25 protein-coding genes are annotated in these 24,585 nt (G+C 72.7%); 10 read left to right on the top strand and 15 right to left on the bottom strand.

Translation table 11 applies throughout. From position 1 onward, the window contains the following. Positions 1–18: 18 nt before the first annotated feature. From ABID77_RS15015 to ABID77_RS14980, 8 genes are all read left to right on the top strand, one after another. Entirely contained in the window at positions 19–441 is a 423-nt protein-coding gene (locus ABID77_RS15015; RefSeq protein WP_429597416.1) for a PPC domain-containing DNA-binding protein, read from the top strand. 144 nt (positions 442–585) lie between these two features. Continuing rightward, positions 586–1,329 carry an ABC transporter substrate-binding protein gene (locus ABID77_RS15010; protein ID WP_429597413.1) on the top strand — a complete coding sequence of 248 codons (744 nt, stop codon included), beginning with the start codon at positions 586–588 and terminating at the stop codon, positions 1,327–1,329. A gap of 113 nt (positions 1,330–1,442) precedes the next feature. Beyond that, positions 1,443–1,805, top strand: coding sequence for a DUF2946 family protein (locus tag ABID77_RS15005; RefSeq protein WP_429597410.1), 363 nt, complete (start codon positions 1,443–1,445; stop codon positions 1,803–1,805). A 155-nt stretch (positions 1,806–1,960) separates the two neighbouring features. Continuing rightward, positions 1,961–4,150 carry a TonB-dependent receptor gene (locus ABID77_RS15000; protein WP_429597406.1) on the top strand — a complete coding sequence of 730 codons (2,190 nt, stop codon included), beginning with the start codon at positions 1,961–1,963 and terminating at the stop codon, positions 4,148–4,150. A 1-nt stretch (position 4,151) separates the two neighbouring features. Beyond that, positions 4,152–5,654: a PepSY-associated TM helix domain-containing protein gene (locus ABID77_RS14995; RefSeq protein WP_429597402.1), complete on the top strand. Its 1,503-nt coding sequence runs from the start codon at positions 4,152–4,154 to the stop codon at positions 5,652–5,654. 84 nt (positions 5,655–5,738) lie between these two features. Then, positions 5,739–6,320 (top strand): TetR/AcrR family transcriptional regulator, encoded by a 582-nt coding sequence (locus ABID77_RS14990; protein ID WP_429597399.1) that lies wholly within the window; start codon positions 5,739–5,741, stop codon positions 6,318–6,320. An 84-nt stretch (positions 6,321–6,404) separates the two neighbouring features. Then, positions 6,405–7,586, top strand: coding sequence for an MFS transporter (locus tag ABID77_RS14985; RefSeq protein ID WP_429597396.1), 1,182 nt, complete (start codon positions 6,405–6,407; stop codon positions 7,584–7,586). Between the two features lie 25 nt (positions 7,587–7,611). Continuing rightward, positions 7,612–8,370, top strand: a complete 759-nt coding sequence (locus tag ABID77_RS14980) for an SDR family NAD(P)-dependent oxidoreductase (RefSeq protein ID WP_429597393.1) — start codon at positions 7,612–7,614, stop codon at positions 8,368–8,370. A gap of 37 nt (positions 8,371–8,407) precedes the next feature. On the opposite strand, the gene ABID77_RS14975 is transcribed toward ABID77_RS14980, so the two are convergent. Further along, a complete protein-coding gene (locus ABID77_RS14975; RefSeq protein ID WP_429597391.1) occupies positions 8,408–9,052 on the bottom strand; it encodes an FMN-binding negative transcriptional regulator in 645 nt (214 codons plus the stop codon). A 51-nt stretch (positions 9,053–9,103) separates the two neighbouring features. Continuing rightward, positions 9,104–10,045 carry a helix-turn-helix transcriptional regulator gene (locus ABID77_RS14970; RefSeq protein ID WP_429597388.1) on the bottom strand — a complete coding sequence of 314 codons (942 nt, stop codon included), beginning with the start codon at positions 10,043–10,045 and terminating at the stop codon, positions 9,104–9,106. A 153-nt stretch (positions 10,046–10,198) separates the two neighbouring features. On the opposite strand from ABID77_RS14970, the gene ABID77_RS14965 reads away from it, so the two are divergent. After that, a complete protein-coding gene (locus ABID77_RS14965; RefSeq protein WP_429597385.1) occupies positions 10,199–11,260 on the top strand; it encodes an MDR family NADP-dependent oxidoreductase in 1,062 nt (353 codons plus the stop codon). After that, on the top strand, positions 11,257–12,468 hold the full coding sequence (locus ABID77_RS14960) for an MFS transporter (RefSeq protein WP_429597382.1): 1,212 nt from the start codon (positions 11,257–11,259) through the stop codon (positions 12,466–12,468). The genes ABID77_RS14965 and ABID77_RS14960 overlap by 4 nt, the downstream gene beginning before the upstream one ends. Before the next feature lie 28 nt (positions 12,469–12,496). Here ABID77_RS14960 and ABID77_RS14955 read toward each other — a convergent pair whose 3' ends face one another. The 13 genes from ABID77_RS14955 to ABID77_RS14895 all read right to left on the bottom strand — a co-directional run. Next, on the bottom strand, positions 12,497–13,384 hold the full coding sequence (locus ABID77_RS14955) for a bestrophin family protein (RefSeq protein ID WP_429597379.1): 888 nt from the start codon (positions 13,382–13,384) through the stop codon (positions 12,497–12,499). Further along, a complete protein-coding gene (locus ABID77_RS14950; protein WP_429597376.1) occupies positions 13,381–14,058 on the bottom strand; it encodes a carbonic anhydrase in 678 nt (225 codons plus the stop codon). The genes ABID77_RS14955 and ABID77_RS14950 overlap by 4 nt, the downstream gene beginning before the upstream one ends. Positions 14,059–14,210: 152 nt before the next feature. Next, a complete protein-coding gene (locus tag ABID77_RS14945; protein ID WP_429597373.1) occupies positions 14,211–14,945 on the bottom strand; it encodes an SDR family oxidoreductase in 735 nt (244 codons plus the stop codon). A gap of 220 nt (positions 14,946–15,165) precedes the next feature. Further along, positions 15,166–16,545, bottom strand: a complete 1,380-nt coding sequence (locus tag ABID77_RS14940; protein ID WP_429597370.1) for a polysaccharide pyruvyl transferase family protein — start codon at positions 16,543–16,545, stop codon at positions 15,166–15,168. A gap of 185 nt (positions 16,546–16,730) precedes the next feature. Beyond that, on the bottom strand, positions 16,731–17,468 hold the full coding sequence (locus ABID77_RS14935; protein WP_429597367.1) for an aspartate/glutamate racemase family protein: 738 nt from the start codon (positions 17,466–17,468) through the stop codon (positions 16,731–16,733). Between the two features lie 22 nt (positions 17,469–17,490). Continuing rightward, the gene (locus tag ABID77_RS14930) at positions 17,491–18,291 is read right to left on the bottom strand and encodes a GntR family transcriptional regulator (RefSeq protein ID WP_429597365.1); all 801 of its coding nucleotides are present in this window, start codon (positions 18,289–18,291) and stop codon (positions 17,491–17,493) included. A 17-nt stretch (positions 18,292–18,308) separates the two neighbouring features. Beyond that, the gene (locus tag ABID77_RS14925) at positions 18,309–19,199 is read right to left on the bottom strand and encodes an ABC transporter permease (RefSeq protein ID WP_429597362.1); all 891 of its coding nucleotides are present in this window, start codon (positions 19,197–19,199) and stop codon (positions 18,309–18,311) included. A 1-nt stretch (position 19,200) separates the two neighbouring features. Next, positions 19,201–20,091, bottom strand: coding sequence for an ABC transporter permease (locus ABID77_RS14920; RefSeq protein WP_429597359.1), 891 nt, complete (start codon positions 20,089–20,091; stop codon positions 19,201–19,203). Positions 20,092–20,100: 9 nt separating this feature from the next. Next, positions 20,101–21,384 carry an ABC transporter substrate-binding protein gene (locus ABID77_RS14915; RefSeq protein WP_429597356.1) on the bottom strand — a complete coding sequence of 428 codons (1,284 nt, stop codon included), beginning with the start codon at positions 21,382–21,384 and terminating at the stop codon, positions 20,101–20,103. Between the two features lie 81 nt (positions 21,385–21,465). Then, positions 21,466–22,515, bottom strand: coding sequence for an ABC transporter ATP-binding protein (locus ABID77_RS14910; RefSeq protein WP_429597353.1), 1,050 nt, complete (start codon positions 22,513–22,515; stop codon positions 21,466–21,468). A 76-nt stretch (positions 22,516–22,591) separates the two neighbouring features. Further along, positions 22,592–22,906 (bottom strand): hypothetical protein, encoded by a 315-nt coding sequence (locus ABID77_RS14905; protein WP_429597350.1) that lies wholly within the window; start codon positions 22,904–22,906, stop codon positions 22,592–22,594. 83 nt (positions 22,907–22,989) lie between these two features. Next, entirely contained in the window at positions 22,990–23,871 is an 882-nt protein-coding gene (locus ABID77_RS14900) for a MurR/RpiR family transcriptional regulator (protein ID WP_429597347.1), read from the bottom strand. A 67-nt stretch (positions 23,872–23,938) separates the two neighbouring features. Further along, positions 23,939–24,585: HDOD domain-containing protein (locus ABID77_RS14895; protein ID WP_429597344.1), on the bottom strand; the 647-nt coding region annotated here is incomplete at its 5' end.

The following is a 24,585-nucleotide window of genomic DNA, read 5'->3' as shown; positions in this document are numbered from 1 at the left end:
CGCCCCCCATCCTTATTTATGCAATCCCTTCCCCTTCGCCTCGCCCCCGGCGACGACCTGCGCTCCACGCTGGAGACCCTGGCCCGGCGCGCCTTCCCGGACGGCGCCTTCGTGGTCTGCGGCATCGGCAGCCTGGGCGACGTGCGGCTGCGTTACGCGGGCGCCGACGAGGCCGCGCGCCATGCCGGCGACCACGAGATCCTGACGCTGTCGGGCACCGTCACGCCGCAGGGTGCCCACCTGCACATGAGCGTCGCGTCGGCCACGGGCGAGGTGCGCGGCGGGCACGTGGTGGCGGGCAACCGCGTGCGCACGACCGTCGAAGCGCTGCTGGTCGCGCTGCCCGGCTGGCGCCTGTCGCGCGCGCCGGACGACGCGACGGGCTATCCGGAGCTGACGGTCCAGGCGACCGCCGGACCACCGCCGCCGTCCGGCGCCTGAGGTCCGACCTCCGAGGCGTCGCCCCGGCGCATTGACGCCCGGGTGCCTTTCCCTTCCACTGGCGCCCTCGCTTTTCCTCCCTCCTCCCTCCTCCCTCTCCCTCTCCCTCTTCCTCCTCTTCACCTCGTCACCCCGCATCCACCCATGACCACCGCCATCGATCCCTCCGTCGTCTCGGCCTTCACGCCCCGGGGCGTGCTGCGCGCCTCCATCAACCTGGGCAATCCGATCCTCGCGAACCGCGGCCCGGACGGCCAGCCCGTCGGCGTGTCGATCGACCTGGCGCGCGCCTTCGCCGAGCGCCTGGGCGTCGCGCTCGAACTGGTGGTGTTCGACGCCGCCGGCAAGTCCGTCGAGGCGGTGGCCGACGAGCGCGCCGACATCGGCTTCTTCGCCATCGACCCGGTGCGCGGCGCGCAGATCGCCTTCACCGACGGCTATGTCCACATCGAGGGCGCCTACCTCGTGCGCGAGGCCTCGCCGCTGCGCGCCAACGACGAGGTCGACCGCGCCGGCACGCGCGTCACGGTCGGCAAGGGCAGCGCCTACGACCTGTACCTGACGCGCGAGCTCAAGCAGGCCGAGATCGTGCGCGCGCCGACCTCGCCGACGGTGGTCGCGACCTTCCTGGAACAGGCGCTCGACGTCGCCGCGGGCGTGAAGCAGCAGCTGGAGGCCGACGCCGCCCGCCACCCCGGCCTGCGCCTGCTGCCCGGGCGCTTCATGGTGATCCGCCAGGCCATGGGCTGCCCGAAGTCGCGCGGCGAGGCGGCCGCCCGGGTGCTGGGCGACTTCGTCGAGGCGATGAAGGCCGCCGGCTTCGTCGCCGACGCGTTGCGCCGGCACGGCATCGAGGGCGCCTCGGTGGCGCCGGCCGCCGGCACCTGACGCGCATCCGACGACCCGGACGCCAGGGACGTCGCGCCGGACGGATCGGCCGGGCCCGGCCGGGTCGATCCGTCCCGCCGCGGGCGCCGACGCCCGGCCGATAATCGCCCGCCATGCCCTCGAACCCCCGCCGCCTCGCCTTCCTGCATCGCTGGGTGCTGGCGTGGTTCATGCTCTCGCTGGGCGTGGCGGTGGCGGCGCCGCTGGCGCATCCGCAGTCGCTGGAGCTGGTGTGCACCGGCGCCGGCATGGCGAAGGTGATCGTCCACGACGACGACGGTGCGCACGAGCCGGGCCGCATGGCGATGGACTGCGCGCTGTGCGGCGTCACCGGCGCGCCGCCGCCGGCCGCCTCCGCGCTGCACGGACGCCGGCCACCGCCGCTGGCCCACGCGCTGCGATCCATCCCGTCGGCCCGCATCGCATCGGCCACCCGCTCGCCCCTGCCCGCGCGCGGGCCGCCCCGCCTCTCCTGAACCGATCCTCCTTCCTCCCCGCTGTCCGAGGGCGTCCGCGCCCGCGTCGCAGCGGGGCCCCGGTTCGACGACGTTCCGCCGCGACGGCCTGATCGCCGGGCGGCGGACGTCCGCAGAGCGACCCGCCCCGACGGCGGTCGCCGGAGAGTTCTTCCATGCCGCTTCCCCATCCCCCCGGCGCACGTCCGCCGTCCGCCCGCCGGTCCGCATCGACGAGGTCCGCCCCGTCGGCCGTCGCCGCCGCCGCAACCTCGCTGGCCGCCGGCGTCGGCGCCCTGCTGCTGCCGCCCTCGTTCGCCATCGCCCAGGAGACCGAAGCGCGCTCCCTGTCGCCGGTGACGGTGACCGCGCCGGCCTTTCCCGCCGCGCAGCGCGCCGGCAACCTGGCCACCGGCATCGCGGGCTCGACGCTCGACACGCCCTTCTCCGTGACCGACGTGCCGGCCGGGCTGGTGCGCGAGCAGGCCGGCACGACCTTGCAGGACGCCCTGCGCAACGTGCCGGGCGCGCAGGCCGACTCGGGCTTCAACGGCTCGCACACCCAGTTCTTCATCCTGCGCGGCGCGGTCGCCGACAGCGGCACCGGTTCCAACCGGGTGCTGCGCGACGGCGTGCGGCTGTCGAACTACCCGTTCGAGCCGGCTTTCCTCGAGCGCGTCGAGGTGCTGCGCGGCCCCGGCGCGGCGCTGGGCGTGCGCAGCGAGCCGGGCGGCACCGTCAACCTCGTCATGCGCCAGCCGCAGCTGGCGAACTTCGGCGGCGTCACGCTGGGCGCCGGCAGCCACGGCGCGCGCGAGACCTCGATCGACCTCAACCGCGTGCTGTCGGCGGAGCACGAACTCGCCGCCCGCCTCACCGCCACCCGCTCCGAATCCGGCGAGTGGCGCCACGTGCCCGACCGGCTCGACGGCGTGCGCTTCGGCATCGCGAAGAGCGACGGCGCGCGCTACCACCTGCGCGCCGGCGTCGAGGCCACGAACCAGACCTACCGGCCCGACTACGGCATCCCGGCGCTGGGCGGCCGCCCGGTGGACGTGCCGCGCGACCGCCAGTTCGGCGAGCCCTTCGGCGACTCGACCACGGACAACCGCATCGTCGACCTGCACGGCGACGTCGCCCTCGCGGCGGACACCCGGCTCGCGCTGGACCTGACGCACCTGGAAGCCGCCTCGACATCGATCAAGAACCTGCTCAACGGCAACCCGCTGGCCGGCCAGCCGCCGGGCACCTGGGCGCGCGTGTCGGCCTGGGAGCCGGGCACCACGCGGCGCATCGACTCGGTGGCGGCGTCGCTCACGAGCGCGCCGACCTGGGGCGGCCTGCGGCACCAGCTCTACGTCGGCGCCGAGTACTACAAGGAGCGGCTGAACCAGCCCTCGCTCGCGGTGCCGGCGGCCACCAGCCCGGCCATCAACGTCTACGCGCCGGTGTACGGCCGCGTGAGCGCGCCGGCGGCCGGCGCCGCCTTGCCGTCGCCGCTCACCACGCAGGACCTGGAGAGCACGGCGGTGTCGGTGCAGGACCGCATCGACCTGGGCGACTGGTCGGTCGTCGGCGGCCTGCGCTTCACGCGGCAGACCTTCCTCTACGGCACGGCCGGCGTACAGCCGGTGGACGAATCGCGCGGCTCGCCCAAGCTGGCCGTGCTGCGGCGGCTGTCGGAGCGCGACACGGTGTACGCCAACGTGTCGACGGGCCTCTCGCCCAACCAGGTGGCCTCGTCGAGCAACCGGTCGCTGCCCTCGCGCCGCTCGGCCCAGGCCGAGCTCGGCTGGAAGTCGCTGTGGCGCGACGGCCGGCTGGTCGGCGACGTCGCGCTCTACCGGCTCGACCAGACGAACATGATCGCGTCGGACCTGAGCACGCCGAACCCCTTCGACTTCACGACCGGCGGCAGCGCCCGCTCGCAGGGCCTGGAGGCCTCGCTGCGCGGCGACGTCGGCGAGCGCCTGGACGTGGCCCTCGCCTGGGCCTGGACCGACGCGCGCTACCTCGACAACCCCGTCTACGGCGGCCGTCGCGTGCCCAACGTGGCGCGGCAGTCGCTGAGCCTGTGGGGCCGGTACGCCTGGGACGCGCGCTGGCGCACCGGCGTCGGCCTGTATGCGCAGGGCCGGCGCTTTGCCGACGAGGCCAACACCACCGTGCTGCCGGGCTACGCGCGCTTCGACGTCGTGCAGGGCTGGCGCATGGCGCTCCCGGACGGCCGGTCGGTCGAGGTGCAGCTGGCCCTGCGCAACCTGTTCGACAGGCCGTACTTCGTCTCCAGCCACCTTCACGTGAGCCGCTGGATCACGCCCGGCCAGGGGCGCAACGTCGCGCTGTCGGCCACCTACAAGTTCTGAAATGACGACCATCCGAGGCCACGGCCGTTTCCATCGCGCGGTCTGGCGCTGGCATTTCTACGCCGGGCTGCTGGTGCTGCCGCTCCTCGTCTGGCTGGCGCTGACCGGGAGCCTGTATGCCTTCAAGACGCAGATCGACGGGTACTTCCACCGCGAGCTGAAGACGGTGCCGCCCGCCGCCGGGCCGGCGCGCCCGCCGGGCGAGATCGTCGATGCCGCGCTGGCCGCGCATCCGGGCACGTGGTTCAGGTACGCGCCGGCCGCGCGCGACGGCGCCTCGGCCGAGGTCGGCGTCGCCACGGCGGCGGGCGAGCGCCTGTCGGTCTTCGTCGATCCGCGCGACGCGCGCGTGCTGGGGCACCTGTCCGACCAGGGCTCGGTGGCCTGGACGATCCGCCGCCTGCACAGCCTGAAGGCCTTCGGCCCGGTGGCGCGCGGCTTCGTCGAACTGGCCGCCGGCTGGGCCGTGCTGCTGGTGGCCACCGGCGTGTACCTGTGGTGGCCGCGCGGGCGCCGGGGCGGCGGCGTCACGCGGGTGCGGGGCCGGCCGCGCCAGCGCGTGTTCTGGCGCGACCTGCATGCGGTGACGGGCGTGGTCGTCGGCGGCGCGCTGGTGTTCCTGGCGGTCACCGGCCTGCCGTGGTCGGTGCTGTGGGGCGCGCAGGTCAACCGCTGGGCCAACGGATCGAACTTCGGCTACCCCGCCGGCGTGCGGGTGCAGGTGCCGATGTCCTCGACGCAGCGCCTGGCCGACGACGCGCCGACGAGCTGGTCGCTCGCGCAGGCGCGCGTGCCGCGCTCGACGCCGCCGGACGCGCGGGACGAGCACGCGGGCCACGCGGGATCGGCGGAGCACCCCCCGTTTGCCGTCGCGCACGCCGAGCACGCCGAGCACGCCGAGCACGCCGAGCATGCGGGCCGTTCCGCTCCGGCATCGACCACCGCCACCGCCACCGCCGCCGCGACGGCTGCCTCAGCCGAGGCAGCCGCCGTCGGAGCGCCGCCCGGCATCGACCTCGCCACCGCCGTCGGCATCGTCGAGCGCCTGGGCATCGGCCCCGGCTACACGCTGACGCCGCCCCGGGGGCCGACCGGCGTCTACACCGCCTCGGTCTACCCCGACGACCTGGCGCGCCAGCGCGTGATCCACCTCGACCGCTACAGCGGCCGGCCGCTGCTGGACATGCGCTACGCCGACTACGGGCCGCTGGGCCGCTGGCTGGAATGGGGCATCAACGTCCACCTGGGCCAGGAATTCGGCGTGCCCAACCAGCTCGCGCTGGTGGCGGCGTGCCTGGGCATCGTGGGGCTGTGCGCGAGCGGCGCGGTGATGTGGTGGAAGCGCCGGCCGGCCGGCGCGCTCGGCGTGCCGCCGCCCGTGGACCGGCGGACGATGCTCGGCGTCACGGCCCTGCTGGCGGTGGGCGGCGTCGCGTTCCCGCTGGTGGGGGCGTCGATGCTGGTGATGGGGGCGGTGGACCGGTGGGTGTTCCGGGACGCCTGACCAGCCGTCCGCCGGCCCGACTGCCGCGACCTCGGATCGATTCGTAGTTTACCGACCGTTCAAGTATTGGCTATCATCCGGCCCATGAGTGGAAGACCCCGGGAATTCGACGACACGGCGGTGATCGAGGCCGCCATGGACGTCTTCTGGTCGAACGGCTACGACGGCAGTTCGGCCGAGCAGCTGTGCCAGCGCACGGGCCTGGGGCGCGGCAGCATCTACAACGCCTTCGGCAGCAAGCAGCGGCTTTACGAACTGGCCTTGCGCCGCTACCAGGAGCTGGGCCTGGAGATGCAGGCGCGACTGTTGAACGCGCCGGGCCCGGCGAAGGACCGGCTCCGCGCCCTGCTGCAGTGGGGCATCGACGGCGACCTGGGGCACATGAAGGGGCGCGGCTGCATGGCCTTGTTCGCCGCCCTGGACCGCGGCGGCAAGGACCCGGTGATCGCCGACATCGGCCGCGTCTACGTCACCCGGCTGGAGCAAGTGCTCTGCCACGTCTTCACCGTCGGCCAGCGCAACGGCGAGCTGTCGTCCACGCAGCCGCCGCTGGAATCGGCGCGCGCCTTCCTGGGCAGCTACTACGGCCTGCGCGTCCTGGGCCAGTCCATGCCCGAGCGGGCGTTCCTCGAGGACGTCATGGAAGGCACGCTGGCCCGGCTCTGAGCTGTACCGACGTCCGACGGAGGCCTGACCGGGCCTTTTTTCGGACCAATACTTGAACGATCATTCAACTTCAGGAGTTCCACCGTGCCCCTCGTCGTCCACCTCCTCGGCCTGACCATCTTCACGCTGACCACCGCCGAGTTCATGGTCGCCGGCATGATGCCGGCGCTGGCCGCCGCGTTCGGCGTCGGCGTGGGAGCGATCGGCTTCCTGATCTCGCTGTACGCGCTCGGCATGGCGCTGGGCGGCCCGGTGCTGACCGCCCTGCTGCTGGCGCGTCGCACGCCCCCTCGGCAGGCGCTGTTGCGGCTGCTGGGCTTCTATGTCGTGGGCGCGGTGGCGGCGACCCTCGCCCCCGGCTACGCGGCGATGGCGGTGGCGCGCTTCGCGATGGGCGTGGCGAGCGCGGCCTGCTTCGGCGTCGCACTGAACCTGTGCGCCGGCCTGGTGGCGCCCGAGGCGCGCGGCCGGGCGGCCTCCATCGTCCTGGGCGGCCTCATGTTCGCCCCGGTCCTGGGTCTGCCGGTCACCTCGCTCGTCGAGCAGCACTTCGGCTGGCGCGCGAGCTTCGGGGCGGTCGCGGTCCTGTCGATGGTCTGCACGGCGATCGTCGCGCGCTTCGTGCCCGCCACCGGGAGCGGAGAAACGCCGAGCCTGGCCGCCGAGGTCCGGGCCCTGTCGAACGGCCCGCTCTGGGCCGCCTACGCCACCAGCGGGCTCGTCATCGGCGCGACCTTCGCCGCGTTCAGCTACAGCGCGCCCATCCTCATCGGCGTGACCGGCCTGCCCGCCTCCGCCATGCCCGGCCTGCTGGCGGCCTATGGCGCGGCCAACGTCGTGGGCAACGTGATGGTGGGACGGCTGGCCGATCGCCACACCCTGGCGGTGCTGGCGGGTGGGCTGGGCCTGCTCACGCTGGCGCTCGTCGCCTTCGCGTCCTTCGCGCAGCACCCCGTCGTCGGCATCGGCGCCTTCCTGGTCATCGGGCTGACCGGGGTCGCGCTGAATCCGGCCCTGGTGGCGCGGGTCATGCGTCTGGCGCCGCCCGGCGCCCTGGTGAACACCCTGCACGCCTCGGTCATCACCGCCGGCCTGGCCTTCGGCACCTGGGCGGGCGGCGCCGGCATCGACCACGGCCACGGCCTGCGCGCACCCCTGTGGGTGGGCGCGGCGCTGGCGTTGCTGGGGCTGGCGAGCCTGGCGCCGTCCCTGGCCCGATCGCGCCGGACGGCGCCGGCCGCCGGACCTCGCACCTCGCGGTGCTGAGACGAGCTTCGAAAGGAACACGGCCATGGATTCATTCGATGGAAGGAACGCGCTGGTCACCGGCGCGGGCTCGGGCATCGGGCGCCACGTCGCCATCGCGCTGGCGGCGGCCGGGGCGCGCGTCGTCCTGGCCGGTCGGCGCCGCGCCGAACTCGACGCCACGGGCGCGGCGATCGAGGGCGCGGGCGGCAGCTGGCTGGCCGCGACGTGCGACGTGACGGACAAGACGAGCGTCGCGGCGCTGCTCGACGCCGCGCTCGCCGGAGCGCGCCGGCTCGACATCGCCGTCAACTGCGCCGGCCTGCTGCGCGCGGGCGCGGTCGACGAGCTCGACGTCGACGACTTCCGGCAGACCCTGGAGACCAACACGCTGGGCACCTGGCTGTGCCTGAAGCACGAGATCCTGGCGATGAAGCGGCAGGGCGGCGGCGGCGCGATCGTGAACGTCGCCTCCAACATCGGCCAGCACCTGACGCGTCCCGGCACCGGCGCCTATGCCGCCTCGAAGGCGGCCGTCGCCGTGCTGACGCGGACCGCCGCGCTGGAGGCGATCGGCAGCGGCATCCGCGTCAACTGCGTCAGTCCGGGGCCGGTCGACGCCCCCATGTCCTACCGCCCCGGCGAGGACCGGTCGGCGCGCGACGCGCGCGTCGCCGCGGCCAATCCGTCCGGGCGCGTCGCCCGGCTCGACGAGGTCGCGTCGGCCGTCCTGTGGCTGTGCTCCGACGGCGCCGGCTACGCCGTCGGCCACGACCTGGTCGTGGACGGGGGCGCCTCGGTCTGAGGACACGCCGGCCTCCGATGGGGCGGCATGGCGCGCTTCAGCCGCCACGCCGCATGGCGGCGGCCAGTTCGGTCTCCCCGCGCGCGGCCAGGACCCCGGCCGCTCCCTCGCGATCGCGCGCCTCCCGGTTCTGACTCAGCTTGGCCTTGCCCACCAGCGAGGTGACGGCGATCTCGATGCCGACGATGGCGCGCAGCATGCCGTCGATGAAGTCGGGCGCCGAGTCGCCCATCTTCCACGGTACCGGCTCGCCGGCCTCGTAGCGCCGCGTCAGCCGCGCGACGAGGCCGCGCACGAAGCGCTCGTCGTCGCGCACGGTCAGCACGCCGTGGGCATGCACCACCTCGTAGTTCCACGTCGGCACCTGGCGGTGGGTCTTGTGCTTGCTCGGATACCAGTTGGGCGAGACGTAGGCCTCGGCGGCGCGGAAGACCACCATCACCGGCGTGCCGGTCGGGCAGCGACGCCAGAGCGGATTGGCGCGCGCGACGTGGGCCGACAGCACGCCGTGCCCGCCCGCGCCCGCGCCGGGATCGGGGTCGGGGTCGAACTCGAACGGCAGGTGGTCCGCGTCCAGCGCGCCGTCGGCGTCGCGCGTGACCAGGATGCCCAGCGGGTGGTCGCGGATGACGCGCTGCAGGGCCTCGGGGCGGTCTTCGAGGAAGTGGGGCGGGATGTACATGGGAATGGGGTCGTCGGGATCGGGTCGTCGGTCGGACGGAAGGGCGCCGCGTCAGTCGCGCCTGCGGGCCCTCGTCACCGTGCTGGGCGCCCGGCCGTGGTACCGCTCGAAGGCCGCGCTGAAGCTGGACAGGTGCGCATAGCCGACCTTGTACCCGACGGTCGAGACGTGCAGGCCGGTCTCCAGCAGTTCCCACGCCCGCTTCATGCGGATGTCGGTCAGCATGCGATGCGGGCTGGTGCCGAACATCGCCCGGAAACCCTGCTTGAGCTTGAATTCGTTGACGCCCACCGCCAGGCACAGGGCGGCGACGGTCAGGGGGCGATCGAACTGGCTCGACAGCAGGTCCCTGGCGCGCAGCATCGCGTCCTGGTCGGCCGGGCGCATGCCGCCCGTCGCGGCCCCGGGGCGGACGAAGGGGCCGACGTGCTCGGCCAGCAGCCCCAGCGCGCAGACCTGCATGTCCAGCAGGCTGCCGCCCTGGTCGCGCAGGTGGATCAGCGAATCGGCCAGCCTGCGGACGGCGCCGCCGTGCCGGCCGGACGCAGGCCGGCGCGCCGCGGGATCGTCGCCGGCGCCGTCGAGCAGGTCCTCGAGGCCGTAGCGGCGCAGCAGCGGCGCCTCGACGATCAGACGCAGCTGCCGGACCGACTGCCGGGCCGGAAAGCGCCGTTCGCCGCGCACGCTCGCGTAGGCGGCCACGGTGCTGTGTCCGGCGACGAAGTCGAAACGTCGCCCGTCCGCGCGGACGGTGCTCGACCGCCCTTCGAGCGCGACGGCCACGGTCAGGCAGCGCTCGCGCTCGATCTCGCCGATCTCCGTCAGGTCGACCCTCGGCGTGTAGCTGGCATAGGCCACCGTCAGGCCGTCGCCCAGCGCCAGACGGTCGACGAAGCAGGTGCCCAGCGCCTCGGGAAGCCACGAGCGCTGCCAGGACAGCCGGCCCGGCGATGTCGGCGCGGACGGGTCCGAAGTCGTCGGGCGGTGGTTCACGGCGCACTCCTCCATGGAATCGGTGAGCGGTCCGGTCCCGTTTCCGGGATGCCTCCGGAATGCCAAACGAAGAATCCGGATCGCCTGAACATCGAATCATAAGCAGCGGTCGCGCCGTCCTAGAGTCGTTCAGATCAACCGAGGAACGCATCCATGACGCCACGTCACCCATCCCACCGCCCACGCCGATCCCGCGAAGTCAGGCTGGCCGCCCACACGTCGGGGGCCTTGACGGCCGATCACTTCACCCTCGTCGAGCGCTCCGTGCCCGACCCCGGCCCGCGGCAGGTCCTGGTGCGCAACCGCTGGTTCCGCGTTTCCATCTCGACGCGCCTGATGGCGAGCGAAGGGGCCGCGCGGGTCGAGGGCATTCCCTTCCCGCCGCTCCAGCCCGGCGACGTGCTCGCCGACGAGGCGATCGGCGAGATCGTGCAGGCGGGACCGGGGTGCGGGCTGGGCGTCGGCACCCTGGTGCTGCATCCGTCGGGCTGGCGGGAGTACGCGGTCGTCGACGCGGACCAGTGCACGGCGGTGGACGACGGGGACGTCGACCCCGCCGCCTGGCTCGGCCATGGCTGGACGGCCTACGCCGCGCTGACCAAGGGCGTCGGGGTCCATCCCGGCGACACGGTCCTCGTCACCAGCGGCGCCGGCGCGATCGGCTCGATGGCCGGACAGATCGCGCGGCTGCTCGGCGCCGGGCGGGTGGTCGGCAGCACCCGCGGCGCGGACAAGGCGCACTGGATGCGCACCGAGCTGGGCTACGACGCGGTGGTCACGCACGACGGCGGCCCCCTGCGCGACCAGCTGGCGGCGGCGGCGCCCGAGGGCATCGACGTCGTCGTCGACATGATGGGCGGCGAGCAGCTGGCGGCGGCGCTCGAGCGGGCGAACCGGGGCGCGCGCTGCGTCCTGCTGGGCGCGCTGAGCGCGGAACTGGGCTCCCGTCGCGCCACCTCGAAGGCACCAGTCGAGCTGGACTCGTTCCAGCTCATCCTCAAGGGCGTGACCCTGCGCGGCTTCAGCGCGGACGCGCAGGCGCCGGAGCTGTTCGACGCCTGGCTGCGTCAGGTGAAGGTCTGGCTACGCAAGGGCGCCATCCGACTGCCCTGCACGTCGATCAGGGGGATCGAGCAGGCCCCGCTGGCCCTGCAGGACGCTTGCGCCGGCCGGCTCAGGGGCCTGGTCCTGGTCGAGCTGGAGCCGCGGTCGTGAGCGCCGACGTCGCATCGTCCGACCGCGCGGCGGCGTCCTCCCGGCCGGCGTCGCGGCAGTGGCCGCTCTGGGCCGGCTTCGTCCTGGTGGCGCTGAACCTGCGCCTGATCTTCGCCACGATCGGACCGCTGCTCGAGCCCCTGGGACTCGGCTTCGCGTCCACCCTGCTGGTGACGACCCTGCCGCTGGCATTGCTCGGCCTGTGCGCCATGCCCGGCGTCAGGCTGCGGCAATGGCTGGGGGAGGAACGCGCCCTGGCGCTCGGGCTGGCGTTGCTGATCCTCGGATGCGGCGCGCGCGGGTTCGGCGAGGCCGGCCTGATCCTGGGCACCGTGCTCGCCAGCGCGGGCGTCGCGGTCATGAACGTGATCATGCCCACGCTGGCGCGCAAGCGCTTCGGGCCGCGACGCATGGGCCTGGTCATGGGCGTGTACGCGCTGATGCTGGGCATGGGGGCGGTGATCGGAGCCGGGCTTTCCCTCCCGCTCTTCCAGTGGCTGGGTGCGGATGCCCGCGCCGCCCACGTTTCGCTGGGGCTGTGGGCGCTGCCGGCCGCGCTGGCGCTGCTCGCATGGCTGCCGCAGCTGCGTCATGGGGCCGACGCGGAACGGCCGGGGGACGGACCTGCCGCTGCGGCGGTGCCGGTGTACCGCAACCGGATCGCGTGGTCGATCACGCTCTTCTTCGGGCTGCAGGTGCTCAACCTGTACGTCTTCCTGCCCTGGATGCCCACGCTGCTCGCGGATCGCGGAGCGACACCGCGCGCGGCGGCGCTGATCTTCTCGATCTCGCAGATCGGGCTGATGGCGGCCAGCTTCGCGGCACCGCTGCTGGCCGCCCGCGCCGGCGACCAGCGGCCCCACATCGCCGCGACGGTCCTGCTGTGCCTGGCGGGGACGCTGGGCCTGCGGTACGCACCGGCCGGCACGGCGATGCTGTGGGCCTCGCTCCTGGGTCTCGGGCAGGGCGGCGGTCTGGCGCTGGGCACCTTCCTGTTCGTCGCCCGGGCCGCCAGCGCCGACACGGCCGCGCGCATCTCGGCGATGGCGCAGACCGTCGGCTACGCGATCGCCGTGGCCGGACCGCTGCTGATCGGCATCCTCCACCACGCGACGGGCGACTGGAACGCGCCCGTGCTGATCCTGAGCGCCCTGCTGGTCCTGCAACTGGTCGTCGCGCTGCCCGCCGGTCGCGACGTCAGGGTGTGAACGCGCGTGGGAGCGACGCTGCGACGCGTCAGTTCAGCACGCCCTTCCTCACCGCCACCACCGGCGGGTCCGAGAGGTGGCCGACCATCTGGTGCAGGTCGACCTCGATGGCGCGCGTGATGGCCTGCATGGGCACGTCGTGCAGGGTGCCTTCGAACGGGTCCTCCAGGTCGATGCCGACCTGGTCGAGCGCCAGGAACATGAAGCCCACCAGCGCCGAGCCCAGCGGCGTGAACCAGCCCAGGTCGTGTACCAGGCCCAGCGGCAGCAGCAGGCAGAACACGCGCACGAAGATGCGCGGGAACTGGCTGTACTGGCGCGCCAGCGGCGTGTTCTTGATGCGCTCCAGGCCGCCCTGCGCGCTCGCCAGCGCGGAGAGGCTGACGTTGAGCGCGGCCAGTCCGATGTTGTCGACGTGGCCGGCGACGCGCGCTCGTCCCAGGCGGTCGGCGATGTCGGTCTGCAGCGCCAGCGGCACGTTGGCCGCCCCGCGCACCCGCTCGATGGTCTCCCCGGGCAGCAGCCGCTCCAGGTCGTCCCAGGGCGGCAGGCGCAGCAGGTGCAGGCGCAGGGCCTGGGTGTAGGCCACCTGGTGCTTGGTCAGGCGGATCTGCAGGCCGACGTCGCCGGTCATGGCGATCAGCCCGCGCACGAAGCTGCGCGAGTCGTTGACGATCTGGCCCCACAGCATGCGACCCTCCCACCAGCGCGCGTAGGCGGCGTTGTTGCGCAGGGTCACGACCAGCGCGACGGCGGTGCCCACCAGCGGCAGCGGCAGGTTGTCCAGGCCGATCTCGCTCCAGTCCTCGACCATGTAGAGGTAGGTGACGGCGATGTCGTAGGCCAGCAGCACCAGCAGGGGCGGCCCCACGATCCCCAGCAGGTGCCGCAGGTTCAGGCTGCGCTGGACAATCATTCGATGTCGATGCCCGGCACGTCCTCGTCGCCGCGCAGGGGACGCAGCTCGCCGCTGACCTCGTCGACCGCGCGGACGTCGCCCGACTCGATGTCGTAGACCCAGCCGTGCAGGGTGAGCTGCTGCGTGGCCAGCCGCGCGGCGACCGCCGGGTGCGTGCGCAGGTGGCCCAGCTGCGTGCGCACGTTCTGCACCACCAGCGCCGCGACGCGTTCCGGGCCTTCCAGGTGCGGCATCGTCGCCTCGACCACGGTGCGCGCGGCCTCGGCGTTGCGCAGCCACGAGGCGACCGTCGGCATCTTCTGCAGCACCGGATCGTTCGGGTTGAGCAATGCCTTCATGGCGCCGCAGTCCGAGTGGCCGCAGACGACCACGTCGGTCACTTCCAGCGCCGTGCAGGCGTACTCGACCACCGCCGACACGCCGCCCATCATCTCGCCGTAGGCCGGCACCACGTTGCCGATGTTGCGGCACAGGAACAGCTCGCCCGGGTCGGTCTGCGTCATCAGTTCGGGCACGACGCGGCTGTCGGCGCAGCAGATGAACAGGGTCTTGGGCTGCTGCTGCGTGGCCAGCTGCTGGAACAGCTCGCGGTTCTCCTCGAACTGCTTGCTGCGGAAGTTCTCGACGCCGTCGATGAGGCGGGAGAAGGGTTTGAAGGGAGTGGGGTTCATCGATGCTTCGTCGGTGTGGGGGCGACGGCGGATTGCCGACGCGCGAGAGGCAGCATCTTCCACGCCAGCGGACGCGACCCGCTGTCAGCCGATCGTGGCGAGCGCTGTGAGAGGAGCCATGAAACGATGCGTGCCGGCGTCGCCCGGGCGCCTCAGAGATCGAAGTTCGTCGGCATCATCACCACGTCGCGGATGGTCATGCCGCGCGGGCGCGTGAGCATGAAGCGCACCACCTCGGCCACCTCCGCGGCCTCCAGCAGGCTGCCCGAAGCCTTGGCCTCGGCGAGCTTCTCGGCCGGCCAGTCCGCCAGCAGCGCGCTGATCACCGGACCCGGCGAGATCGAGCCCACGCGCAGGCCGTGCTTGAACACCTGGCGCCGCACGGTCTGCACGAAGCAGTTGATGGCCCACTTCGACGACGCGTAGACCGGCTCCCACGGCGTCGGGTAGTGCGCGGCCAGCGAGCTGGTGACGACGATGTCGCCCGACCTGCGCTCGATCATGTGCGGCAGCACGTCGTGCACGTTCTTCATGACGACGTTGACGTTCAAGTTGAGCATGCGGTCGATCTCGTGCGTGTCGGCGTCGACCAGGTCGCCGCCCACGTAGGTACCGGCGTTGGCGTGCAGGATGTCGATGCGGCCGGCCTTCGCGAGCGCCTGCGGCACCAGCGTCGCGCAGTCCTTCGGGTCGAGCAGGTCGATCACGAGCGGCACGGCCCGCTCGCCCAGGCGCTCGCAGAGCGCCTTCAATGCGGCCTCGTTGCGGTCGGCCAGCACCACGCGGGCGCCGGCGGCCAGCAGCATCTCCGTGCTCGCCAGGCCGATGCCCGACGCGGCGCCGGTGACGAGGGCGACTTGGCCTTCCAGTTCTGAGGTCGTGTTCATGGTGTGTGTCCTTGCGATGCGGAGCGTGAGGGACGAGCCCGCCGGGTACGAAGGGACCGGGGCTCGGTGTACGGCACGCAAGATAGATCGGATCGGCGGGCGTCCCGATACCGGAATTCCACGCGCCGGTACTCTGGAATCGCCGCCACCCCGGGGGCTTCCCTTAGAACGGCCGGCGGTCGCGGTCCACGCCCGCGCGACACGCCCTGGCGGCGTCGCGTCACCGGAACGACGCCAGGTTCCTGCGCGCCAGGTCCCTCACGCCGGGCAGGCCGGCGTCGACCTGCGCCCGGATGCGGTCGAGTTCGCCGACGAAGGACCGCAGGCGCGATGCGAGCGTCGCCCGGTCGAACAGCTCGGCGCCGGGAATCGCCAGCCCGGGGTCGAGCCCGAAATGCGCCAGCAGGCCTTCCATCTTGCCCTTGTAGCCGAACGCCAGGACCGGCACGCCCATGCCCAGCGCCGCGATGGCGAGGTGCATGCGCCCCGAGACGACGCCGTCGAGGTGCGCCACGCCGGCCTTGAGTTCGACCGCGTCCATCGGTTCGACCGGATGGAACACGCGGTCCGCGCAGCCGTGGCGGCGCAGGCACTCCATCAGCGGATCGAAGCAGTTGCGATCGGCCGACGCGCCCCTGAAATCGTGTTCGAGCAGCACCAGGCTCACCCGTGTCGACCCGATCAGTTCCTTCAGGGCCGCGCCGACCTCGGCGACGAGCGCGGGCAGCCGGTGCCGCTGGTCGAGCTCGACGAGCAGCGGATGGATGTTGAAGCCGATGACCGTGTCGCCCCGCTCCCGCCGCGACCGGACCCAGGCCGCCAGGGGTTCGATGCGCGCCTCGCTCGCCGCCTGCGCATCGAGCAGGAAGGCGATGTCGGCCGTCGATTCGGCCGGGACGCCGGCGAACGCGACGAAGCGCCGGTGCGAGACCGGGTCGCGCAGGTTGAGCACCAGCGCCCGGCTCAACCCCGCGAAGACCGCCGCCAGGCCGGGATAGGCCCGGTCGCTGAAGCTGAAGCCGTTGACCACGCAGCGCGCGCCGCTGCGCAGCACCAGGTCCGTGAGCAGCAGCAGCCGGGCGGAGAACACCGGGTCGTAGCTGCCGTCGCAGACGTCGGCGCCGAGGGTGACGCAGTGCGTGACCTCCAGCGCCGCAACGGCGTCCATCGACCGGCGCAGGCAGAGGCCGTCGTCGAGGGCCCGGCACGGCCGGGCGCCGAGCCGCCGCGCGCACCGGTCGGCCTCGTCGCCGGCCGTGGCGATCACGAATTCGGGCCCGTCGAAGAGATCCCGGCACGACGCCATCAGCGCGAGCAGCATGGCCTCGTCGCCGCGCGAGGCGGTCAGCAGCAGGGGGTCCGGCGGAATCAGCAGCACGCGGGCCCGGCGCGACGCCGCGGGCCGGACGGCGGGGGGCGCGTCGTCGACGGGGACGAGGTCGCGCCATTCCCGGCGCAGCCGGCGGAAACGGTGCGCCGTCCAGAGCGCCTTGGCACCCGAACGGCGCCAGAACCAGCGCGCCCACCGGGCGGACCTCCCGGGCCTCGCGGCGCCCTCCCCCTGGTTCCCGGCCGTGCCGGGGCTCGAAATGGTGACCATCGTTGTTTCCGCGCTCGGTGCCGTCGAAGGGACATCGCGGGGCCGCGCACCCGGCCCCGCGCGTGCCGAGGCATCTTGGCCCGGGACGGCGACGGCCCCGTTCATCGCCAGTCCGATAGTGCGGCGGCCGAGGCACGGCACGGCACGGCACGGCACGGCGCGGCGCGGCGCGCGGCCGGCCGTCGTCAGGGGCGTCCGAGTTCCCGGAGCTCGTCCGACACGCCGGTCCAGGCCACCTCGCAGCGCGACACCGCGCGCGGCGGCGCGATGTCCAGCGCGGCCAGCGCCTGCCGCGCGCCCGCCGCCACGCTGTCGATCAGCGGCAGCGCCGACGCGCCCTGCAGGCGCGCCGCCATGCCCGCCAGGCCGGCGCCGCCGACGATCACGGCGCGCACGCCCGCGACGCGGGCGGCGCGCGCGCAGGCCTCGGCCAGCACGCGCTCGGCCATCGGCGGATCGGCCGCCAGCTCGGCCCCCGTGGGCGCCACGATCTCGACGGCGGCCAGCGCGTCGCCGTGGCCGAGCATGTGGGCGAGCCGACGCAGCATCGGATCCCAGGCGACGCCGCCGGTGACGACGGCGAAGCGGCCGTGTCGCGCGGCCTCGACGAACGCCGCTTCCGCCAGCCCGATCACCGGCACCGTGGCGCACTGGCGCAGCGCCAGCAGGCCCGGGTCGCCGAAGCAGCCCAGCAGGATCGCCCCGGGCGGTTCGGCCGGCGGCCGCGCGGCGGCGGCCCAGGCGTCGAGCGCGGCATGGCCGGCCACGGCGTAGCTGGCCTCGCAGGCGATGTAGGGCGCGCCCAGCCGGGCCGTCGCGACGTCGACCGCCGCGCGCTCGCCGCAGACGGCCCGGACGTGGGTCGCGAGCAGCGCGCTGACGTGGGCGGAGGTGTTGGGATTGAGGACGAGCAGGCGCGGCATGGCGGTCGGATGGGTGAGGGATTCAGGCACCGGCACCGGCGCCGAACAGCCGGGCGAGGTCGGGGGTCGCCGCCGCCGGCGACGCGAAGCACAGCTGCGCCTCCAGCCGCGCCAGGTGCTCGTCCATGCGGCGCGCGGCCTCGGCGGCGTCGCGCAGCCGCAGGGCGTCGATCAGGGCGCGGTGGTCGTGGCAGCCGCAGCCGGCGCCGCCGCCACTGTCCGCGCCGGCCGGGCCGTAGGTCATGAGCACCAGCGTCGTGCGCGAGACCAGCTCGCGCAGGATGCGCCCGAGCGTCAGGTGGCCCGCGCCCTGCGACAGCCGCAGGTGGAAGTCGCCGGCCAGCCGGATCGCCCGGCGCGTGTCGCCGTCGCGGCGCGCCTGCGCCTCGGCCTCGACGCAGCGGCGCAGCTCCTCGATGTCGCCCTCGCTGGCGCGCTCGACGAAGAAAGCCACCAGCGTCGGCTCGATCAGGCGGCGCGCCTCGAAGACCTCGCGCGCCTCCTGCGCGGTCGGCCGGGTGATGGTGGCGCGGCGGTGCGGGGTCAGTGTCACCAGGTGCTCGCCGGCCAGGCGCGCGAGCACCGGCCGGATGCGCGTGCGCGAGACGCCGAAGGCGCCGGCGAGCTGCTCCTCGACCAGCAGCGTGCCCGGCGGCAGGTGGCGGTCGAGCACGGCCGAGAGGATGCGTTCGTAGATCGCGTCGTCGCCCGGCGGCGCGATCGCGGTCGACGTCGCGGTCGGTGCCGCCGCTCCGGGCGGGAGTTCGCTCGGCGACGCCGGCGCGTCGCCGGCGCTCGGGTGCGCGCCGTCCTGGAGCGTCATTGCGGCGGCGTCCCGTCTCAGATCGCCGCGGCCCGCGCGCGGCGGCGCAGCAGCATGGCCGCGACCAGCGCCAGGCCGATGACGCAGAACGACAGCAGCGTCGTCACCGTGCCTAGCGCGTAGATCGACGGCGTCGTCACGGTCGAGGTCAGGCCCTGCAGCTCCAGCGGCAGCGTGTTGACGTCGCCGATGGCCTGCGAGGTGCGGGCGATCTCGTCCCAGCTGAGCGTGAAGCCGAACATGCCCACCCCCACCAACGACGGCCCGATCAAGGGCAGCACGACGTGGCGCAGGGTCTGCCACGGCGTCGCGCCGAGGTCGCGCGCGGCCTCCTCGTAGGCCGGGTCGAAGCGGTTGAAGACCGCGAACATGATCAGCAGGCCGAAAGGCAAGGTCCAGGTCAGGTGCGCGCCCAGGGCCGAGCTGTAGAGGCCGGTCAGGGTCGTGAAGGACTCGCGCGCCTCGGTCCAGCCCAGGGCGTCGAGCGCACCGCCGACCGCGCCGTCGAGCAGCCGGAACTGCAAGGCGATGCCCAGCGACACCACGATCGACGGCATGATCAGGCTGGCCACCGCCGTGTAGAAGAGCGCCGAGCCGCCGCGCAGCGCCTTGCGGAAGGCCAGGCCGGCGAGCACCGACAGCAGCACCGTCAGCCCCATCACCACCACGCCCAGGACGAGCGAGCGGCGCACCGCCGCGCCGATGTCGACCGTGCCCAGGCCGTTCCACAGCTCCCGGTACCAGTGCAGCGAGGCGCCGCGCATCGGGAAGGTCAGGCCGCCCTCGGGCCCCTGGAAGCTGAGCACGAAGATGGTCATCACCGGACCGTAGAGGAACAGCACGTAGAGCGCGCAGACCAGCGCCAGCGGCCAGAAGCCGCGCGAGCGCGAGCGGGAGGAACCGGCCATCTCACAGCTCCTTTCTGAGGTCGACGAGCCGGTTGAGCGCGACGATGAACAGCATCACCACGCCCAGCAGCACCACCGCGTTGGCCGCGGCGAGCGGGAACTGCAGGTACGACGTCTGCACCTGGATGATCTTGCCGACCGAGGCGATCTGCTGGCCGCCCATCACGCCGACGGTGACGAAGTCGCCCATCACCAGCGTGACGACGAAGATCGAACCGATCAGGATGCCGGTGCGGCACAGCGGCACGATCACCTGCCACACCGTCTGCCAGGCCGAGGCCCCGCAGTCGTCGGCCGCCTCGATCAGCGAGCGGTCGATCTTCATCATCGAGTTGAAGATCGGCACCAGCATGAAGGTGGTGTTGAGGTGCACGAAGGCCAGCACCACCGAGAAGTCGGAATACAGCAGCCAGTCGAGCGGCGCCTTCGTGACGCCGAGCGACTGCAGCGTGTCGTTGATCCAGCCGTTGCGCCCGAGCAAGGGCATCCACGAGATCATGCGGATCACGTTGGAGGTCCAGAACGGGATCGTCATCACCGTGAAGATCACCGTCTGCGCGGCCAGGCTGGGCACGTGGAAGGCGACGAAGTAGGCGATGGAGAAACCCAGCACCAGCGTGATCGCCCAGACCAGCACGCCGAACTTGAGCGTCGACAGGTAGGTCTTGAGCGTCACGCACAGGTCGCCCGAGTCGGCGTCGAACGGGCAGCCGCGCAGGATGGTCGCGTAGTTGTCCAGCGTGAAGCCCGGCTGCAGCGTGTAGTCGTTCTGCGGCCACAGGCTGACCACGCCCACCAGCAGCACCGGCAGCAGGAAGAACACGAGGAACACCAGCCCCATCGGCGTGGCCTGCAGCCACGCCGGGACCGCCCCGGCGCGAAGACTTTTCATGGAACGGCTTTATGCGGCGACGAACTCATTCCACTTCTGCACCATGTAGGTGTTCTCGTCCATCAATGCGTTCCAGCAGGCGATGGCGCCCATGCGCTGGTCGTAGCTGCCGCCGTCGCGCACCGCGCCGGCCTTGGCCAGCAGGTCGCCCTTGGGGCTCTTGATGTCCTGCGCGGCGGGCTTGCCTTCCATCCAGTAGGCCCACTCGTAGGCTTCCATCTTGGCCTTGGCGGTGTCGAGCACGGCGCTGTAGTAGCCCTGGCGGTTGAGGTAGGCGCCGGCCCAGCCGTCGAGGAACCAGTTGATGAACTCGTAGGCGCCGTCGAGCTTGCGGCCCGACAGCGTCGCCGGCAGGCCGAAGCCGGCGGCCCAGGCGCGATACCCCTCCTTGAGCGGCTGGAAGGTGCAGTCGATGCCCTTGGTGCGCACCGCCGTCACGGCCGGGCTCCACATCGACTGGATCACCACCTCGCCCGAGGCCATCAGGTTGACCGACTCGTTGAAGTCCTTCCACAGCGCGCGGAACTGGCCGGCCTTCTTGGCCTCGATCAGCGTCCTGATCGTCAGGTCGATCTCGGCCTTGGTCATGTTGCCCTTATCGGGGTACTTGTACTTGCCCATCGCCTCGACCACCATCGCCGCGTCCATGATGCCGATGGAGGGGATGTTCAAGAGCGCCGTCTTGCCCTTGAACTCGGGGTTGAGCAGCTCGGCCCAGCTGGTGATGGGCCGCTTGATCAGGTCGGGGCGGATGCCCAGCGTGTCGGCGTTGTAGACCGTCGGGATCAGCGACATGAACTGCGTCGGCGCCGAGGCGAAGACCTTGCTCTTCTCGCCTTCGAGGTAGATCACCTTCTTGGGCGCCGTGCCCTGGTCGCCCACCGCCTTGCCGCCGACCGTGCCCTTGGTGAACAGCGGCGTGATCTTGTCGGCGTTCTTGATGCGCTTGGTGTCGATGCCCTTGAGGTTGCCGGTGGGCACGATCTTCTTGAGCGAGAAGAACTCGGTGTCGATCAGGTCGAAGCTGTTGGGCGCGGTGACGGCGCGCTTGGTCACGTCGTCGGTCTGCACCGCCACGTACTGCACGGTGATGCCGGTGTCGGCCTTGAACTTGTCGGCGATGGCCTTGTCCTGGTTGACCGCCGTGCCGAGGTAGCGCAGCACGATGGCTTCCTGCGCGTGCACGGCCGGGGCCATGCCGGCGGCCAGGATGCCGGCCAGGCCGGCGCCGCCCTTGAGCAGGGTGCGGCGCTGCTGCGCGAGGACGTTCGGGGAATTGGTTTCGTCGTTCATGGCTCGGGACCTCGGAGTGAAGGGATGAAGCGGGAGGGAGGGAAAGCGGGACAGCGGGAAGGGGTCGGATCGGCGCGGACCTCAGGCGGCCAGCAGGTGGACGTCGGACGCGTCCCAGGACAGCGACACGCGATCGCCGACCTCGCGGCAGGGCTGCAGGCCGAAGGCCGACTCCGGCACCATCACCGCGACGGCGGTGGCGCCGGCGGCGTCGAGCGCCTGCAGGGTCAGCAGGACGTAGGTGCCCTGGTACTCGACGTCGGTGATGGTCGCGCTCAGGCCGTCGGAGGCGCTGGTCTGCGGCGCCAGGCGCATGTGGTCGCTGCGCACGGCGGCCTTGCCCACGGGCAGGTTCAGCACGTTGTGGCCGCCCATGAAGCGGGCGACGAACTCGCTCGCCGGCCGGTTGTAGATCTGGTGCGGCGTGCCGACCTGGGCGATGGTCCCGCGGTTCATCACGACCATCGTGTCGGCCAGCGCCATCGCCTCCTCCTGCGAATGCGTGACGTGGATGAAGGTCAGGCCCAGGTCCTTCTGCCAGCGGCGCAGCTCGGCGCGCATCTGGATGCGCAGGAAGGGGTCGAGCGCCGACAGGGGCTCGTCGAGCAGCAGCACCTTGGGCTCGGTGATGAGCGCGCGGGCCAGCGCCACGCGCTGCTGCTGGCCGCCGGAGAGCTCGTGCGGCTTGCGCTGCGCCAGCGGCCCCATCGACACGCGCTCGAGCAGGTCGGCCGCGCGCCGGTGGCGTTCGGTCTTGGCCACGCCCTTCATCTTCAGGCTGAAGGCCACGTTGTCCAGCGCCGAGAGGTGCGGGAACAGCGCGAAGCTCTGGAACATCATGGCCGTGCCGCGCCCGGAGGCGGGCAGGTCGGTGATGTTGCGGTCGTGCAGCAGGATGTCGCCGCTGGTCACGCTCTCGTGCCCCGCGATCATGCGCAGCGTGGTGCTCTTGCCGCAGCCCGAGGGCCCCAGCAGGCAGCAGTAGCTCCCCGGCGCGATCTGCAGGTCGATGGCGTCCACGGCCGGCGCGCCGTCGGCATAGCGCTTGCTGAGGGCGACGAGTTCGACGGCGCTGGCGTTCGCCGGAGCGACGGCGTTGGCGTGGATGTTCGGCACGGGGCTGGGCTTCATGCCCGACCCGTATGCAGGTTGTGTGCCAACCTGTACACAGGTTCTTCTTGCCGTGCCGACCGCCCGATGCACGGTTTCAAGGCATGGCGCGTCGGTCTGCGGCCCCAGTTCGGACCATCCCGGATGATCGTCCGGGCGGCGTCCCGAGAGCCAGGGGTACTTGCGCTCGACGGCCTGGACGGGGTTGGTCGTCGATGGATGCGTGACGGTGCGTCATCGGTCCGTCCACGTCGAATTCCCGCTTCTCGTTGCCATGGAGCAGCGGGCCGACCAAACCGACGGCGTTCTGCTCGAAGACGTCGAACAGCACGCCGCACACCACCAGCGAGATGATCGTCCTGTGCGAGCGCGTGACGCCGATGCCCTCGAGCGCCGTCTCGCGCTGGCGCATCTGCGCGTTCGGGGGTGCGGGCGACGCCGCGATTCACCGTCAGGCGAGAAAATCCGGATCGCCGGGCACCGCCCGGCCGTGCGTCAGGCGGCCGCGCGGCGGGTCTCGCGCGGCGGGCGCAATTCGGCGAGGGCGTCGTGCGCGGCCTCGACCCGCGACAGGCGCTGCCGCCCGGCGGCGCCGGCCTGCGCCATCGCGCGGGTGGCCAGCACGTCGCACAGCAGCATCAGCGCGACGTGGTTGTCCAGCGGTCCGGGCGCGGCCGAATGGCACCGGATCACCCACCGCGCGCCGGCCGGCGCGCGGGACTGCGGGTCGGTGACGTAGAGGACGCGGGCCCCGGCGGCGACGGCCAGCTCGGCGAAGCGCGCGGCGATGGCCGGGCTGCGCCGCAGGGCGAACACCACCAGCACGTCCTGCCCGTCGAGATCGACCGCGTGCTCGCCCAGCGTCTCCCCGGGGCCGGGGATCACCCGGGTCTGCGGCAGCAGCTGCGCCAGCTGCCAGCGCAGGTAGGCCGCGAAGTGGCGGTTGTTGCGGTAGCCCAGGAACCACACGCCCCGCGCCTGGACGATCGCCTGCGCGATCTCGTCGACCAGCGCCTCGCCGACGTGGGCGAAGGTGGCCGCGATGTTCTGCTGGGCGCGCTGCACGTGGGCGTCGATCGAGCCTTCCGGCGCGCCCTGGCCCAGGGGCGGCAGGAACAGCGGCGAGCCCTCGGCGCGCTCCTCGCGCGCGTGGCGCCGCGCCGCCTCGTAGCCGTCGTAGCCCAGCCGGCGCACGAAGCGCGTCACCGTGGCGTTGGAGACCTCGACCAGCGCCGCGAGCTCGGAGGCGTTGTAGCTCGCGAGGTCGCCGGGGAAGGCCAGGATGAAGTCGCCCAGGCGCTGCTCGCTCGGCGGCAGGGCGTCGCGCACGTGGCGGATCTGGGCCAGGAAGGAGGTCGGCGGGAGCGAGGGGGCCATGGTCGTTCGGGAGGGGGTGCGGTGCCCGTCCCATTCTCCACGGCCCCGGCGGCCGGCACCGCCGCTCTCAGCCGCTGGTGATGACCTCGCCCGTCGCGCGGGCGAAGAGCGCACTGAGGCGATCGAACGCGATCCCGCAGCGCGACAGCGCCTGCGCGGGTTCGACGGGCTTGAAGCCCTCCATGAGCTGCGCGATGAGCAGCATGTCGCCCAGCCGGCCCTCGAGACGCAGGATGGCCGCCTCGATGCGCGGCCCGGTCCCCGTCTGCGCCAGCAGCTCCTCGCTGGTCTGCCGGGTGACCACGTGCATCAGCGAGAAGATGCCCGTCTGGAACGCGGCGTCGGCCAGGACGTCGTCGTCGGGCCAGCGCTCCTGCGCCATCAGTTCCATGAAGCGGGCCCGCGCGTGGACCAGCTGCAGCAGCGGGCTGTCCTCCAGGTGCCGCTGGTCGTCGCTGGCGAACAGCAGCAGCTGCGCGAGCCGCGCGAGCTGGCGCGTGCCGACCCGCGCGATGGCCTCGCCCACCGTGAGGTCGGAGCGGCCCGCCTGATGCGCCGAGCCGGCGAACTTCATCAGTTGCGCGAGCAGCACCGGATTGCGCTTCACCTTCCACGCCAACTCCTCCACGCCGGGGTCGTCCGCCAGCATCCGGTGGAGCTTGAGCAGCGAGGTCTGCGAGGCGCTGACCCTGCTCTGGCGAAGGACCTCCGGGC

The sequence above is a fragment of the Variovorax sp. PvP013 genome (assembly GCF_050435945.1).
GTDB lineage: Bacteria > Pseudomonadota > Gammaproteobacteria > Burkholderiales > Burkholderiaceae_C > Variovorax.
The sequence above is the reverse complement of the archived record's forward strand: the minus strand, read 5'-3'. Positions and strand labels throughout refer to the sequence as shown.